This window comes from Lentzea rhizosphaerae, from assembly GCF_042649515.1.
Taxonomy (GTDB): Bacteria; Actinomycetota; Actinomycetes; order Mycobacteriales; family Pseudonocardiaceae; genus Lentzea; species Lentzea aerocolonigenes.
Map to the genome: position 1 here is coordinate 190,442 of NZ_JBHRZI010000027.1, position 14,954 is coordinate 205,395.

The 14,954-nt window shown below is 68.7% G+C and carries 14 protein-coding genes; 6 read left to right on the forward strand and 8 right to left on the reverse strand.

All coding sequences use genetic code 11. The annotated features are described in order from the left end of the window. Positions 1-10 precede the first annotated feature (10 nt). Positions 11-409: a GntR family transcriptional regulator gene (locus ACFOWZ_RS30765; protein ID WP_201780010.1), complete on the forward strand. Its 399-nt coding sequence runs from the start codon at positions 11-13 to the stop codon at positions 407-409. After that, positions 406-1,263 carry an ATP-binding cassette domain-containing protein gene (locus ACFOWZ_RS30770; RefSeq protein WP_382377412.1) on the forward strand — a complete coding sequence of 286 codons (858 nt, stop codon included), beginning with the start codon at positions 406-408 and terminating at the stop codon, positions 1,261-1,263. Before ACFOWZ_RS30765 ends, ACFOWZ_RS30770 begins: the two co-directional genes overlap by 4 nt. Here the strand turns inward: ACFOWZ_RS30770 and ACFOWZ_RS30775 are convergent. From ACFOWZ_RS30775 to ACFOWZ_RS30785, 3 genes are all read right to left on the reverse strand, one after another. Then, positions 1,260-2,963 carry a discoidin domain-containing protein gene (locus tag ACFOWZ_RS30775; RefSeq protein ID WP_382377637.1) on the reverse strand — a complete coding sequence of 568 codons (1,704 nt, stop codon included), beginning with the start codon at positions 2,961-2,963 and terminating at the stop codon, positions 1,260-1,262. The genes ACFOWZ_RS30770 and ACFOWZ_RS30775 overlap by 4 nt on opposite strands. A gap of 197 nt (positions 2,964-3,160) precedes the next feature. Continuing rightward, positions 3,161-4,021: a patatin-like phospholipase family protein gene (locus ACFOWZ_RS30780; RefSeq protein WP_382377413.1), complete on the reverse strand. Its 861-nt coding sequence runs from the start codon at positions 4,019-4,021 to the stop codon at positions 3,161-3,163. 11 nt (positions 4,022-4,032) lie between these two features. Further along, positions 4,033-5,124, reverse strand: a complete 1,092-nt coding sequence (locus ACFOWZ_RS30785) for an alkaline phosphatase family protein (RefSeq protein WP_382377415.1) — start codon at positions 5,122-5,124, stop codon at positions 4,033-4,035. Between the two features lie 48 nt (positions 5,125-5,172). On the opposite strand from ACFOWZ_RS30785, the gene ACFOWZ_RS30790 reads away from it, so the two are divergent. Then, positions 5,173-7,497, forward strand: coding sequence for a Tex family protein (locus ACFOWZ_RS30790; protein WP_382377417.1), 2,325 nt, complete (start codon positions 5,173-5,175; stop codon positions 7,495-7,497). A gap of 61 nt (positions 7,498-7,558) precedes the next feature. Here the strand turns inward: ACFOWZ_RS30790 and ACFOWZ_RS30795 are convergent, their stop codons facing one another. Both ACFOWZ_RS30795 and ACFOWZ_RS30800 read right to left on the reverse strand, forming a co-directional pair. Further along, the gene (locus ACFOWZ_RS30795; protein WP_382377418.1) at positions 7,559-8,536 is read right to left on the reverse strand and encodes a hypothetical protein; all 978 of its coding nucleotides are present in this window, start codon (positions 8,534-8,536) and stop codon (positions 7,559-7,561) included. A 102-nt stretch (positions 8,537-8,638) separates the two neighbouring features. Continuing rightward, positions 8,639-9,877 (reverse strand): ABC transporter substrate-binding protein, encoded by a 1,239-nt coding sequence (locus tag ACFOWZ_RS30800; protein ID WP_382377419.1) that lies wholly within the window; start codon positions 9,875-9,877, stop codon positions 8,639-8,641. A gap of 211 nt (positions 9,878-10,088) precedes the next feature. Here ACFOWZ_RS30800 and ACFOWZ_RS30805 point away from each other — a divergent pair, with 211 nt between their 5' ends. From ACFOWZ_RS30805 to ACFOWZ_RS30815, 3 genes are read left to right on the forward strand one after another with little or no spacing between them, the layout of a single operon-like run. Continuing rightward, positions 10,089-10,628 (forward strand): hemerythrin domain-containing protein, encoded by a 540-nt coding sequence (locus ACFOWZ_RS30805; protein WP_382377420.1) that lies wholly within the window; start codon positions 10,089-10,091, stop codon positions 10,626-10,628. Beyond that, positions 10,625-11,488, forward strand: a complete 864-nt coding sequence (locus tag ACFOWZ_RS30810; RefSeq protein WP_382377421.1) for an NAD-dependent epimerase/dehydratase family protein — start codon at positions 10,625-10,627, stop codon at positions 11,486-11,488. The genes ACFOWZ_RS30805 and ACFOWZ_RS30810 overlap by 4 nt, the downstream gene beginning before the upstream one ends. After that, on the forward strand, positions 11,485-13,023 hold the full coding sequence (locus ACFOWZ_RS30815) for a phytoene desaturase family protein (RefSeq protein ID WP_382377422.1): 1,539 nt from the start codon (positions 11,485-11,487) through the stop codon (positions 13,021-13,023). The genes ACFOWZ_RS30810 and ACFOWZ_RS30815 overlap by 4 nt, the downstream gene beginning before the upstream one ends. Here the strand turns inward: ACFOWZ_RS30815 and ACFOWZ_RS30820 are convergent. From ACFOWZ_RS30820 to ACFOWZ_RS30830, 3 genes are all read right to left on the reverse strand, one after another. Further along, entirely contained in the window at positions 13,017-13,451 is a 435-nt protein-coding gene (locus ACFOWZ_RS30820) for an SRPBCC family protein (protein WP_382377423.1), read from the reverse strand. The two genes, ACFOWZ_RS30815 and ACFOWZ_RS30820, sit on opposite strands and share 7 nt — an antisense overlap. 21 nt (positions 13,452-13,472) lie before the next feature. Continuing rightward, positions 13,473-14,102 (reverse strand): DUF4041 domain-containing protein, encoded by a 630-nt coding sequence (locus ACFOWZ_RS30825; RefSeq protein ID WP_382377424.1) that lies wholly within the window; start codon positions 14,100-14,102, stop codon positions 13,473-13,475. A gap of 75 nt (positions 14,103-14,177) precedes the next feature. After that, on the reverse strand, positions 14,178-14,936 hold the full coding sequence (locus ACFOWZ_RS30830) for an LLM class flavin-dependent oxidoreductase (protein ID WP_382377425.1): 759 nt from the start codon (positions 14,934-14,936) through the stop codon (positions 14,178-14,180). Positions 14,937-14,954: the final 18 nt, after the last annotated feature.

Consider the following 14,954-nt stretch of genomic DNA (forward strand, 5'->3'; position numbering starts at 1 on the left):
GCTGACCGATGTGATCGAGTTCCGGATCGACCGGCGCTCCGGGGTCTCCACCTACATGCAGATCGTCCAGCAGGTCAAACAAGCCATGCGACTGGGACTGCTGAACCCCGGCGACCGGCTGCCTGCGGCGCGTGAGGTGGTGGAGGCGACCGCCATCAACCCCAACACCGTGCTCAAGGCCTACCGCGAGCTCGAACGGGACGGACTGGTGGAGGGCCGCCGCGGTCTCGGCACCTTCGTGACGAAGTCGCTGTCGTCCGAGGCCACCACCGGCGACGACGCACCGCTGCGGCAGGAACTGTCGGGCTGGATGGACCGCGCCCAGAAGGGCGGGCTCGTCGTCGAGGACGTCGACGCGCTGTACGTGGCGGTCCGCGACGAGCACTACCCCGCCGAGGAACGATCATGAATCCGTTGACCGCCACCGCACTGGGCAAGCGGTACCGCGCCCGCTGGGCCGTCCGCGACTGCGACTTCACCGTCCCCGAGGGGAAGGTCGTCGCGCTCGTCGGCCCGAACGGTGCCGGCAAGAGCACCCTGCTGCGCATGGCGGCGGGCATCGTCCGCCCGACGACCGGTGAGATCAGCACCTTCGGCACTCCGGTGCGGGGCCGGATCCACCCGGACGTGTCGTTCCTGGCGCAGAACCGCTCGCTCTACCGCGACCTCACGGTGCGCGAGCTGGAGCGGGCCTGCTCGGCCATGAACGACCGCTGGTCGGCCGACCGGGTCCGCGAGGTGCTCGGGCTGCTGGCCGGCGTGGACCACGACGCGAAGGTCGGCACGCTGTCCGCGGGCGCCCTCACCCAGGTCTCCATCGCGATGGCGCTGGGCCGGCTCCCCCGACTGCTGCTCCTGGACGAACCGCTGTCCGACCTGGACCCGCTGGCCCGCGACGAGACCCTGCGGATCATCATGACCGAGGTCGCCGAGCGCGGCACCACGGTCGTGATGTCCTCGCACCTGCTCGGCGACCTGCGCGAGGTGTGCGACCACCTCCTGCTGATCGACGACGGCCGGGTCCAGGTCGACGGCGACATCGAGGAAGTCCTGGCACAGCACCGGATCCTGGTCGGCCCGGCCGCAGACGAGTCCGCTGTGGAGGGAACGCTGATCAGCGCGACCCGCACCGAGCGCCAGGCCACCCTGCTGGTGCGCGAGGCCAGGCCGGTGCCGAAAGGCTGGGCCGGCACCGAACCTGACCTCGAATCCCTGGTCATGGGCTACCTGCGGGCGTCACGCGAACGCCGCTCGTCGACCTAGCTGGGGTACGCCGACCCGAGCCACGCCTCGTCGACCCGCAGCTGCGCCTTGCCCTGCGTGGACGTCTTCTCCACGCGGACGTGCCGCGCGGTCGTGTTCGCCGGCAGGTCGATGAACTGCACCCCGCGGTGGTTCGCCAACGACCCGGACTTCACCTTCGTCCAGCTGGAACCGTCGTTGGACGTGTAGACGTTGTAGTTCTTGATGCGCGCGGAGTTCGACGCCGGGTACGTGGTCGAGTCCTCGCGCTGGTTCAAGGCCACGTACGAGACCTTCCGAGCCGAGCCCAGGTCGAAGCGCAGCGACACCGTGCCTGCACCCGTTGCATCCCAGTAGGTCTGGTAGTTCCCGTCCGCCGCGTGGGAGGCCGGGTGGCCGGAACCGGACGCCGACGCGCTCATCGTGTACGACGACGCCGGGATGATCCCCTCACGCCCCGCGGTCTCGACCTTGAACACGGTGTCGTACTGGTCCCACGACGAAATTTCGTTGAGGGTCAGCGTTCCACCGGACTGCGACCACGACACGGCCGCTCCGGTGCGGAGGTTCGTCACGCGCGAGACCTTGTACCCGTTGTCCCGCACCTTCAACGTCGTGCCCGACGGCTTCGTCAGCACGTGGACGTAGTGCCGGTTCGGATCCACTTTGGACACCGTCGTGACGCCGTGCGCGCCGTCGTTCCAGAACCCCGGCTTCAACCCGCCGTGCAGGTAGCCGCCGCCGTAGGTGCCACCGATCGACTCCCAGATGTCGCCGAGGTACCCCGAAGCGAAGTTGTTGAAGGAAGCCTGGTTCGACGGGAACTTGCCGTTGACCATCGCGGTCTCGGCCATCAACGCCTTGACGTCGCTGCCCGCGTTGGTGATCAGCCTGCCCAGCGTGAGCTTGTAGTCGACGGCGGAGTTCGAGCCCGAGTACCACCACGCGCCGGAGCTCGGCAGCTTGAAGCACGCCTCGATCAACCGCGGCGCCGCCGTGTAGACTGCCTGCGGGTAGTCGTACGACGGCGTCATGCCGGTCTTCTGCTCGTTGCTGATCGTGTCCATGATCGGCGTGTCCTCGTTGTTGTTGCTGAGGACCATGTCCGGCCGCTCCCGCCGGATCCGCTCGTACAGGCCGTTCTGCTCCCAGTACGCGTTGTCGTTGTCGATCCAGAACCCCGCGAGCTTGGGGTAGCGCTGCATGACCTCGACGAAGTTGTCGTAGCTGAACTGCCCGAACCCCGGCCGCTCCTGGAGGTTCACCGTCTTGCCCTTGTACTTCGAGTAAGCGGCCGAGTCGAGCCACTCGTGCCCGCCCTCGTCGTGCCACTTCGGGTCGTCGGTCATGTAGTTGATGACCTTGAGCCCCTGCGCCGAAGCCGCGTCGATCAGCTCACCGAGGAAGTCGCGCTTGGTCGAGCAGCTGCCGGGAACCGCCGACGGCCACGCGCGCGCATAGCCGAGCCGGGAGTGGAACGACGCCAGCACCAGGTACTGCGCGTGCAGCTTCTTCGCCTCGTCCACCCAGTACTTGGCGGACCAGCCACCATTGGTGACAGCGGCTTCCCAAGCGCTGCAACTGGTGTAGCCCGGATTCGTCCGCATCCCCCAGTGCAGGAACAGGCCCGACGTGGACGCCCGCAGCCAGTCCTGCCGGGGATGCAGCACCTCGGCGCGCGCCGGAGAGCTCACGCCTGCAACGAGTAGAGCGGCGGTCATCAACACGCCGAGACGACGCAACGTTTTGCGCACGAGCCAGCCTCCTGGTGGACGCCTCCTGCGGCGGGAGGAAGACGTGCTCGGTGTTACCGCGGAAAGGTCTACGCCAATCCGCGGCCGCACTCAAGAGGTCATCGGAGGTATGAGCGTGTTACATCGCCAACCGAATCGATAAAGGCTCCAAATGAGCCGATGTCTCAGCCGTGCGACGGGTGGCCGTACAGGCCGGCCCCCGCGATCTCCAGCGTCGTCAGGAACGCCGCCGAAGCCGCGTACGAGGCCTCGACCAGCTCCGCGGTGTGCGAGAAGTCCAGCGGTGTCACGGCCTGCACGGGCGGACCGGGCAGGTACAGCACGGGTGCCTGCTGCGACGCGAGCTCCACCTCCAGCACGGCCTGGTTGCGCATGCCCAGCGTGGCCCAGAACAGCAGCGTCTCGGCCAACGTCTCCGGCACCCCGGGCAGGTGGCCGGGGAACGCGCAGTCCAGCACCACCAACGACTTCGCGCCCATCGCCAGCGCCTGGCGGATCGGGACGTTGGCGAGCACGCCACCGTCGTAGAGGACGTGGTCGTCGATCCGCACCGGCGGGTAGACGCCCGGGATCGCCGCGCTGGCCAGGATCGCGGGAACCAGCGAGCCCGACGTGATGTTGACGGCCTCACCGGTCACGCAATCCACCGACACCGCGCCGAACGGCAACGTGAGGCTCTCGAACGAAGTGCACCCGTCGAGGCCCTCGGCCAGCACGTCGGCGAGGCCGGTGTTCGGGAACAAGTAGGTCTTGTTGGTGCGCAACGAACGGAGCTGCGCGATCGGGCCGCCGGGGAACACGCGCTGGCGGGTCATGCCCTCCCACAGCACGGCCAGCCTCGAGGCGGCCTTCTCCGGGTCGAGCGCCAGCAGTGAACCGTTGACCGAACCGACCGAGGTGCCCACGACCAGGTCCGGGCGCACGCCGTGCTCCTGCAACGCGCGCAGCATGCCGACCTGCGCGGCGCCGAGGCTTCCGCCGCCACCGAGCACGAAGGCGACAGGTCCGGGCAATGAGATCGTCACGTCGGATGATCCTAAGGTGCGGTGTGGACGAGCAGCGGGATTGCGAGCTCCTGCGGGGTCCGCGAGCCGTGCATCCCGGTCAGCTTGCTCAGCAGGGGTTCTGCCTGGCTGCGCACGACCACGGCGGACTTCCTCATCGCCACGACGACGTCCCCGATGCGGTCGACGGCCAGGGGGCCGACCGGGCCGAACCACCCGGCCTCCACGGCGTCCTCCCGCGACAGCACGTCCGCGCGGTCGCCGAGGAACTCGCGCCACACGTCGAGCACCTCGTCGCTCTCGGTGTGCAGGTAGCGCACGCGAGGCTCACCGGTGATCACGCGAACGCCCTCCCACAGCAGGGGTTCGGTGTCGAAGTCGATCCGGTCGTCCACGGTGATCATGCCGTGGTCGGCGGTGACGACCAGTACCGCGCCGGAGGGCAGGCGTGAGGCGATGCGTTCTGCCAGCGAGTCCACGAACTCGAGCTGCAGCAACCACTCCTCGGACCCCGGTCCGTAGAAGTGCCCGATCGTGTCGAGATCGGGGTGGTAGGCGTAGCAGAACGAACGGTCCTGCCGGACTGCCGCGACCGCGCCCAGCGCGAGATCGCCGAACCCGGCGGCGCCGCGGTACCACGCGCCGCGCAGCGCCGCCCGCGTCAGGCCGCTGCCGCGGTGGGCCAGCGGCGCGACCGCGCTCACCGCCACCCCGGCCGCCGCCGCGCGTTCGAACAGCGTCGGGTGCGGCTGCACGACCTCGGGCACCAGCGTCTTGCGCAGGTCGTGGTGGTGATCGCCGGCGCGCGACCAGGTCAGCGAGTTGAGCACCTCGTCACCGACGCAGAACGTGTAGGCGACGATGCCGTGCTCTCCGGCGAGCAACCCGGTGCCGATCGAGGCGATGCTGGCGGCGGTGGTCGACGGGAAGCCCGCCGAGATCTCGCGACCGGCCAGCGACGACAGGAACGGGGCGTGCTCGGCGTGCTCACGCAGCAGGTGATGTCCCAGCCCGTCCACGAGCAGCAGCACGACACGCCGTGCGGACGGCAGGTCCAACGTGTTGTCGGCACCCGGAACGTCCAGGCCCGCGAGCAGTGAGGGAACGACCTCGGCGATGGTCACCAGGACACCGTGCCACGCCGAAACGGACAACGGGCAGAATGGCGCGCTGTGACAACGCTCATCCACCAGAAGATCGCTGACGAGCTCGGCGTGGCCGCCGGCCAGGTCAGCTCTGCTGTCGAACTGCTCGACGGTGGCGCGACCGTCCCGTTCGTCGCCCGATACCGCAAGGAGGCGACCGGCGGTCTCGACGACGCGCAGCTGCGCACGCTCGAAGAACGGCTCGGTTACCTGCGTGAGCTGGAGGAGCGCCGGGCGGCCGTCCTCACCTCGATCCGCGAGCAGGGCAAGCTCGACGAGGCGCTGGAAGCGCAGATCCTCGCCGCCGACTCCAAGGCGCGGCTCGAGGACCTCTACCTGCCGTACAAGCCGAAGCGCCGCACGAAGGCCCAGATCGCGAAGGAAGCCGGTCTCGAACCGCTGGCCGACGCACTTCTGGGTGACCCGAACCTGAACCCGCAGGAAGAGGCCGCGAAGTTCGTCGACCCGGCCAAGGAGGTCGCGGACGCCGCGGCCGCCCTGCAGGGTGCGCGCGCCATCCTGGTCGAGCGGTTCGGCGAGGACGGCGACCTGATCGGCGAGCTGCGCGAGCAGATGTGGACGCGCGGCCGCGTCGTCTCCAAGGTCCGCGAGGGCAAGGAGACCGAGGGCGCCAAGTTCGCCGACTACTTCGAGTTCGACGAGCCCTTCGCCAAGCTGCCCTCGCACCGCATCCTCGCGCTGTTCCGCGGCGAGAAGGAGGAGGTCCTCGACCTCGTCCTGGAGCCGGAGGAGCCCAACGAGGAGGGCGGTCCCTCGTCGTTCGAGGTGCGCATCGCGGCCCGCTTCGGCATCGACGACCGCGGCCGGCCGGGCGACAAGTGGCTCACCGACACCGTGCGCTGGGCGTGGCGGACCCGGATCCTCGTGCACCTGGGCATCGACCTGCGCGGACGCCTGCGCAGCTTCGCCGAGGACGAGGCCGTGAAGGTGTTCGCCTCGAACCTGCGCGACCTGCTGCTGGCCGCCCCGGCCGGCACGCGCGCCACGATGGGCCTCGACCCCGGCTACCGCACCGGCGTGAAGGTCGCGGTCGTCGACGCCACCGGCAAGGTCGTCGCGCACGGCGTGATCCAGCCGCACGTGCCCGCGAACCGCTGGGACGAGTCGATCGCGAAGCTCGCGGCGCTGGCCAAGCAGCACAACGTCGACCTGATCGCGATCGGCAACGGCACTGCCTCGCGCGAGACCGACAAGCTCGCCGCCGACCTGATCAAGCGTCACCCCGAGCTCAAGCTCACCAAGATCGTCGTGTCCGAGGCGGGCGCGTCGGTCTACTCGGCGTCGGCCTACGCGTCGTCGGAACTGCCCGGCCTCGACGTGTCGATCCGCGGCGCGGTGTCGATCGCGCGGCGCCTGCAGGACCCGCTGGCCGAGCTGGTGAAGATCGACCCGAAGTCCATCGGTGTCGGCCAGTACCAGCACGACCTGTCGGAGTCGAAGCTGTCGCGCTCGCTCGACGCGGTGGTCGAGGACTGCGTGAACGCGGTCGGCGTGGATCTCAACACAGCGTCCGTGCCGCTGCTGACCCGCGTCTCCGGCATCACCGCCGGTCTCGCGGAGAACATCGTCCTGCACCGCGACCAGAACGGTCCGTTCAAGACGCGCACTGCCCTGAAGGACGTGGCGCGCCTGGGCCCGAAGGCGTTCGAGCAGTGCGCGGGCTTCCTCAAGATCCGCGGCGGTGACGAGCCGCTCGACGCGTCCTCCGTGCACCCCGAGGCGTACCCGGTCGTGCGGAAGATGCAGCAGGAGGCGGGGGCCGAGCTGATCGGCAACACCTCGGTGCTCACGAAGCTGCGGCCGGAGAAGTTCGTCGACGAGAAGTTCGGCCTGCCGACCGTCACGGACATCCTGAAGGAGCTGGAGAAGCCCGGCCGCGACCCGCGCCCGGCGTTCAAGACGGCGACCTTCGCGGACGGCGTCGAGAAGATCGCCGACCTCAAGCCCGGCATGGTGCTGGAGGGCGTCGTGACGAACGTGGCCGCGTTCGGCGCGTTCGTGGACATCGGCGTGCACCAGGACGGCCTCGTGCACATCTCCGCCCTGTCCAACAACTACGTGAAGGACCCGCGCGACGTCGTGAAGTCCGGTGACGTGGTGCGGGTGAAGGTGCTGGAGGTCGACGAGGCCCGCAAGCGGATCGGCCTGACGCTGCGCCTGACCGACGAGCCGGGCAAGCCCGCTCCGAAGCAGCAGGGCGGCGGTGGCGGTCGCGACCGTCGTCCTCAGCGCGGTGGTGGACAGCAGCGCGGCGGCCAGCAGCGCACCTCGCCGCCGCCGGCGAGCGGCTCGATGGCGGACGCGCTCCGCAAGGCCGGCTTCGGCAAGTAGCTCAAACGATGAAGGGAACCTTCCTCGACCTCAGGTGGAGGAAGGTTCCCTTCATCGTTTCTCAGGCCCGCTGCGCGGTTGCTCCTGAGTTCTTCATGTGTACGGGTGGCCGGGGACGCGCCAACGCTACGGAGTAGGCGGCTCGGAGCTCCGCGATCACTGCATCCGGTTCAACGCGCAGGCGCGATGGCAGAGTCTGCACAAGACTGATGCCAACCGCCGCGTACCTTGAGTTGCGCGCCAGCGTCTTGGCGTAGGCGTCCTTGCTGTAGTGGAACTCGTTGCTGTCGATCTCCCAAGCGAGCCCGACCTCGTCACACCACGTGTCCGGCATACCGACGTAGCGGCCCTCCGAGTCGACGATGACGACGTTGCAATGCGGCGTCGGCAGTCCTGCCTGATGCCAGATCTCCAACGCGTCTGCTTCGGCCACCGACCGCACACCCATATCGATCTCGTTCAGCACTCGCCTCGGCAGAGCAGTTCCTCGCTTGGTGCCCGTGTCCAGCTCGCGACGGAGTTGGGCCGGGTCAGCAAGTCCGCTTTGAACGGCTTCGATCAGCAGAGCGCGAACGGGATCAAGGTCCCGCAGACGGCGCACTCCGTCCAGAACGGCGCGTGTGGGAGGGGCCAGAGGTATACCGTCGCGAAGGAACGCAGGTGGGAAGAACACCGTTCGTTCCACCACGGCGAACCCTGAGCTCCGCACGCAGTACTTGTGAGGTATGAGGACGTGCACGAACTCCGGATCAGGGCCAGCACGCAGGTTGTAGAGCCGCGCCGCCTGGAGACCTGTGACGAGAGCGCCGTGTCTCGCGAACATCAACGCAGCCTCGACCCGCTGCCGAGTTGTCGGTTCCGACCGTTCGAGCAACACGATTCCGGGTAGCAGGCGGCGCCAACGGCCGCCTGGCTGGCACTGCCGGTACGTGGTCGTCTGGCCAATTCCAAGCGTCTCGAGCTCCGATGCACGGATCACGCCGAAGCGGCTGTGCTGCCAGAGCTCGTCCTCAACATTGTTCCACTTACCTCGCTCCATGAGCCCATGGTGCTCAGCAGCCCTGACAAATTCTGATCCACGGCGATGAAGGGAACCTTCATCCACTTGTGGTGGATGAAGGTTCCCTTCATCGATCAGGTCCTACTTGGCGCGCGTGCCCTTGGCCTTCACCAGCTCGGACTCGAACAGCTCCTCGACGGTCGTGAGACCGCCGGGCGCCGACCTGTCGACCTTGGTGATGTACGACTGCGTGGACGAGGGGCGGCCCACCAGCGAGTAGTGCAGGGCGCCCGTGAGGCCCTGGGTGTCCAGGCCGTTGGTGTCGTGGAACGCCTTCAGCACGCCGTCCCGCGTGAGGTCACCGTTCTTGCAGGCCTTCTCGACGACCGACAGGAACACCTTCGCGACCGTGTAGCCGTGGTCGACGTACAGCGCGGGCTTGTCGTTGGGGTAGTTCTTGTTGAACGCCGCCGCCACCTCGCGCGGGCCGGGCTGGGTGCCGGCGAACGGCGCCACCGACGTCACCACGGACACCTGCTTCTCCACGGCCGCGGCGACCGGCGAGTCCAGCAGTGCGGGGTCGTAGCCCACGACGTTGACCATGAACGGCACGTCCCACTTCAACGCAGCCGCGACGCCCACCGCGGCGGCGGTCTGGGCGGGAGCGGTGCTGAGCACGATCGCCTTGGCGCCCTGGGCCTTCAGCGCGCCGATCTGCTGGGCGAGGTCGGCCGTGGTCTCCCCGATCGGCTGCTCGGCGATCTTCATGTTCCACTGCTGGCCGACGAACCGGCTGCCCTCGACCGCGTTGTCGCCGTAGCTGCCCTGGACGTACACGTGACCGACGGTGTCGCCCTCCTTGATGACACCGCGGCGCTTGTAGTGGTCGAGGCCGTTGATGACGTCGAGGTCGTAGGTGGTGCCCACAATCATCATGTGCGGGTTGCCGAGCAGCGACGCGGACCAGGACGCGGGCGCGGTGAGCGTGCGGGTCTGCATGATGTCGGGCTCGATCGCCGTGGTCATCGGCGTGCCGGCGAGCTCCAGCAGGCCCAGAACCTGCGGCTCCAGCTCGAAGTAGGCGTCGAGCGCCTTCTGCACGTCGTACGCGTGGTCCTTCTGCTTGATCTCGACCTTGCGCCCGCAGATGCCCCCGCTGTCGTTGATCTGCTTCAGGTAGAGCTCGTAGCCCTTCATGCGGGTCAGCGCGGACGCCTTGAACGGACCGGTCAGGTCGGTGAGGACGCCGAGCGAGATCTTGTCGTCGGTGACGCCCGGCCCGGTTTTGACCTGGACCTTCTGGTCTTCCTTCGCGCCACAGCCGGCCACGAGGACGGCGAGCGCTAAGGCGGTGGGCAGTACACGGCGGCGGAAGGGCATGCAGCAGTCCTTGGTCGAAAGATCGAAGCCGAACATACTAAGCGGTAGCTCAGTATTAGTTGAGTCGTAACACAATGCCTACTTATGTGGTACGGAACACAGGCAGGGTCGGTTCATGTGACTACCGCTCGACTACGGAGTGTGCTAGCTCTTCGGCAACAAACGAAATGAGATACGGCGTTGTCGATCACTTTTCGGGTATCCGGACGGCATGGCTGATGACGTGATCACGCTGCTGCACCGACAACACGCGACCATCCGCACGCTCTTCGCGGAGGTCGAGACCGCTACCGGCGACGAACGCAAGGACGCATGGCATCGGCTCGTGCGACTGCTCTCCATCCATGAGACGGCGGAGGAGGAGATCGTGCACCCCGCCGTCGCACGCGTGAACGGCGGCGAGCCGATCGTGGACGCACGGGTCGCGGAGGAACACCGCGCGAAGGAACTCCTCAGCACGATGGACGACATGGGGCCCGACGCCGAGGGCTTCGACACGCTGCTCGTGCAGCTGCGCGACGACGTGCTCGCCCATGCCGACCACGAGGAGGAGGCCGAGTTCCCGCTGCTGCGCAAGGTGCACGACCAGGAACGTCTCGAACGCATGGCGAAAGCCGTGGAGGCCGCCGAGGCCATCGCGCCGACGCGCCCGCACCCCGGTGTCGAGAGCCCGATCGCGAACCTGGCGCTCGGCCCGGTCGTGGCCGTGGTGGACAAGGCTCGTGACGCCATCCGCAAGGTCCTCGGGTGAGGATCGTCGTCACCGGCGGCTCCGGCAACGTCGGCACGGCGCTACGACGTCACATCGAGTTCGAGGACGTCGGTGTGGACGTGCGCGCGCTGTCGTCGTTGCGGGACGCCATCCGCGGTGCCGACGTCGTGGTGCACCTCGCGTGGGCGATCAAACCGACGAACCGCGAGACGAACGTCGACGGCAGCGAGCACGTGCTCGCTGCCTGCGTGAAAGAGGAGATCGGACACCTGGTCTGCGCGTCGTCGGTCGCCGCCTACGCACCGGCGGCGCGCTGGTCCAGGGTCGACGAGTCGTGGCCCGTGACGGGCATCCCCGGCAGCTCCTACAGCGCGCACAAGGTGCGGCTGGAGGAGATGATCAGCCGGTACCCGTTGCCGTGCACGGTGATCAGGCCGTGCGGCATCGGGCAGGCGTCCGCGGCGGACCAGCTGCGGCGCTGGCTGCTCGGCCGCTGGCTCCCGCCGCGGTTGCTGCCGTGGCTGCCGCTCCCGTTGTGGGACGGCCTGCGTCTGCAGCTCGTGCATTCCGACGACGTGGCGCGCGCGATCGTGGAGATAGTGCGTCGTAAGGCGTTGGGCGCCTTCAACCTCGCCTCCGAACCGGTGCTGACCGCGCCGATGATCGCCGAACGCGTCGGCGCCGGCCGGTTGCCCGTGCCGTACCCGGTGATCGAGAAGCTGGCGGGGGCGACATCGAAGCTCGGGTTGCAGCCGCTCACCCCCGAGTGGGTCCGGATGGCCGATCAGGCACCTCTGGTACGGACCACCCGAGCCCACGAAGATCTGGGATGGTGGCCCGAACACGACGCGCGTGATGTGCTGAGCGAGGTCGTCATGGCAATGGGAGGGCGTGCGTGAACGAGGTTGATGCGGTCGTCATCGGCTCAGGCCCGAACGGCCTGGTCGCCGCCACGCTGCTGGCGGACGCGGGCTGGGACGTGCTGGTGCTCGAACAGCGCGCCACCCCCGGCGGCGCCGTCGCCTCCGCCGAGACGACCGCGCCCGGGTTCACGAACGACGTCTACAGCGCGTTCTACCCGTTAGGCCTCGGTTCGCCCGTCATCGGCGCGTTGAACCTCGACGTGCAGTGGGAACACGCACCGGCCGTGCTGGCGCATGTGCTGCCAGACGATCGAGTCGCGCTCCTCTCTCGTGACGTCGACGTCACCGCGAAGTCCGTCGGCGCGTTCGCACACTCGGACGCCGAAGCTTGGCAGGCCGAGTACGCGCGCTGGCGGCAGGTCCGCGACGGTGTGCTGGACGGGCTGTTGCGCCCCTTCCCGCCCGTGCGCGGTGGTCTGTCGTTGCTGCGCACGCTCGGTCTCGGCGACACGTTGCGGTTGACGCGACTGCTGACCCAGCCCGTGCGGCGGCTCGGTGAGGAGCTCTTCGCCGGTGAAGGCGCTCGCGTGTTGTTGGCGGGCAACACGATGCATTCGGACCTCGGCCCGGACCAGGCCGGTGGTGCGGGTTTCGGCTGGTTGCTGGCCATGCTCGGGCAGGACGTCGGCAACCCGGTGCCACGCGGTGGCGCGGGTGAGCTGGCCGCGTCCCTCGTCCGCAGGTTCGGCGGGCGTGTCGAAACCAACGCGAAGGTGACGGACGTGCTGCACGCGCGCGGTGTCGCCGTTGGCGTGCGTCTGGCTGATGGTTCGGTCGTGCGCGCACGCCGCGCAGTTCTGGCCGACGTCACCGCACCGTCGCTCTACCTGGACCTGATCGGCGCGGACGCGTTGCCGGTGAAGCTCGTCGAGGACCTGAAGCGGTTCCAGTGGGACGGCGACACGATCAAGGTCGACTGGGCGCTGTCGGGCCCGATCCCGTGGACCAACCCCGAGGCCGCGCAGGCGGGCACCGTCCACCTCGGCGGCGACGTGAACGGCCTGGCCGGCGTGGCGCACGAGCTGGCGTGCGGCAAGGTGCCGCGCAACCCGTTCATGATCCTGGGCCAGATGACGACGACCGACCCGTCCCGCTCCCCCGCCGGAACCGAGGCCGCCTGGGCGTACACCCACGTGCCGCTGGGCGGGAACTGGACGCCGGACCGGTTGAAACGCCGCGCGGACCGCATGGAGCTGATGATCGAGGAACGCGCGCCAGGCTTCCGCTCCCGCATCATCGGGCGTTCGGTGCTGGGCCCGGCGGACATCGGCTCGGTCAACGGCGGCACGGCGGCCATCCACCAGCAGCTGATCTTCCGGCCGGTGCCCGGTCTCGGCCGCGCGGACACCCCGTTCGACCGCCTCTACCTCACCGGGTCCTCGGCGTGGCCGGGCGGCGGCGTGCACGGCGCGGCGGGCGCGAACGCGGCACGGGCGGCACTCGCGCGCTGGGGCGCGGCAGGCGGCCTGTACAAAGCACTCGTCCAAGGCGCACAACGCGCCCTCTACTGACGGCCCTTCGCCAGCGCTTTGAGGCGCTGCAACGTTTCCCGGTTGCGCGGAGTCAGCAGCAGGTCCTGCACGACGTCGGGCAACAGGGTCGACGGACCGCGTACGACGCGCTCAGCCATGCGCACGTGCGTGAACTGCCCACGGTCCTCCAGCGTGAACGTGATCCGCGCGGCCCCAGCGGGCCACAACCGCGCGTCCAGTTCCAGCAACCGCGCAGGCTCACAGCGCACCACCTCGGTGGTGTCCTGGATGACGAGCGGCCACGGTCCGACGCTGTGGTGGATGCGCGCGCCGGGCTTGGGCCAGCCGGTGTCGACGTCGCGGATGTGCGACGCGCCCACCACCCATCCGGCGTACGACCAGCCGTCGGCGAGCACGGCCCACACGGCGTCAACGGGCGCTTCGATGTTCAGAGAGACCTCAGCCACGCACAGGAGGTACCCCGCCTGTCAGGAGGCAATCCGGCGGGTGCGGCGGCTTTCGGCCTTGCGCTGCAGGTGGTCGGCGGTGAGCTCCAGCTCGTAGGTCCGCAACGCCTGGTAGCGCGGCGAGATCCGGAGGGCGAACGTGCCGCTGAGCCGCTCGATCGCCGACGCCGCGCGATCGAGCCGCCTGCGGGCGGCGTCCAGGCCACCGGCTCGCAACATGCGCAGGCAGTTCTCGGCCTCGCAGTTGTACGAGCGGAGCATCAGCGCCGACCAGTCCTCGACGAGCCGGCGCCCGGTGGCGTCCGACCCGTTGTAGGTGACCTGCCCGCCGCCTTCGATCGCGGCGCCGGTCTTGATCAGCGTCTTCATCTCGCCGTGGATCAGGTCGAGCTGGGCCTGGTGGTCCGCGGCGGCGTCGGTGCGGAAGACACCGGCGCGCTGGAACGTGAGCTCTTCGGACAACGGCTGGAGTTCGGCACGGGCGTTCTTGATCCGGTGCCGCAACGCGACGAGCTCGGCGCCCGCGCGGTCGACCTCTTCCAGCGCGTTGTCTTGCGCTGTTCGGGCGTCACCGATTCGAGCGAGAAGCTCCTGCAGACCCTCGACGGCCTGCTCCAGCTCAGCGATCCGGCGGTTCTTGCGCCCGAGCATGTCTACCTCCCCGAACAGCGACGAAAGGCCCATGACCGTTCCATCGCAAGGAGGTATCCGCCGTTATCTAGCGCGCTATGCACCCACCCCATCGAGTGAACCGACGAATCGAACGAACCCTTCGGGGTCCTCGCTCGTTGCCGACTGCTGCAAGATCACGCTGGTAGCGCCCGCTTCGGCCACCGAGGACACGAGATCCGTGACGAACGCGCGATCGCGCGAGTCCGTCTCCACGTAGACGATCACCGGGTGCTCGCGGGACGACCTGATCGTCCTCACCCGGTCGAGATCGGCGGAGGCGTCGAGGATCGTGCCGTCACCGACCTCTCCGGCGAGGTCCAGGGTCTTCATGCCGAGCCCGCCCACGTAGATCGGCATCGGCGCGGCGGGTGGCCAGTCGAGAGCCACACCGGTCAGGTTCACGTACCGGCCGGACGTCGTGACGCGCTCGCCGGCCAGGAGCGCCTTGAGCGCAACGGTGTACTCGCGCAGAAGCGTGAGCGGCGACGACGCCCGTGCGCCGACCTGCCCCATCCAGTCCTGCACGCCGTGGCCCACGCCGATCGTGACGCGGCCGGGGAACAACCGGTCCAGCGTGGCCGCCTCCATCGCGGTCAGCGCGACGTTGCGCAGTGGCACCGGCAGCAGCCCGACGCCGACCTTCAACCGTTCCGTCCAGGCCAGAGCCGCTGAGGCACAGGCGATGCCGCTCTCCAGGAAGCAGTCCTCCCACAGCCACAGGGAGTCCACACCGGACTCCTCGGCGGCGAGGACGACGGAACGCAGGTTCTCGGGCGGGAGCTGGGGCCGGTAGACAGCGCCGAGTGTGGTCACCCGACAACTACTACCGGC

Coding starts and splice junctions, on each gene's coding strand:
- ACFOWZ_RS30800 (WP_382377419.1), bottom strand. CDS start 9,877: ATGCCCTTCCGCCGCCGTGTACTGCCCACCGCCTTAGCGCTCGCCGTC.
- ACFOWZ_RS30825 (WP_382377424.1), bottom strand. CDS start 14,102: ATGCTCGGGCGCAAGAACCGCCGGATCGCTGAGCTGGAGCAGGCCGTC.
- ACFOWZ_RS30775 (WP_382377637.1), bottom strand. CDS start 2,963: ATGACCGCCGCTCTACTCGTTGCAGGCGTGAGCTCTCCGGCGCGCGCC.
- ACFOWZ_RS30795 (WP_382377418.1), bottom strand. CDS start 8,536: ATGGAGCGAGGTAAGTGGAACAATGTTGAGGACGAGCTCTGGCAGCAC.
- ACFOWZ_RS30805 (WP_382377420.1), top strand. CDS start 10,089: ATGGCTGATGACGTGATCACGCTGCTGCACCGACAACACGCGACCATC.
- ACFOWZ_RS30770 (WP_382377412.1), top strand. CDS start 406: ATGAATCCGTTGACCGCCACCGCACTGGGCAAGCGGTACCGCGCCCGC.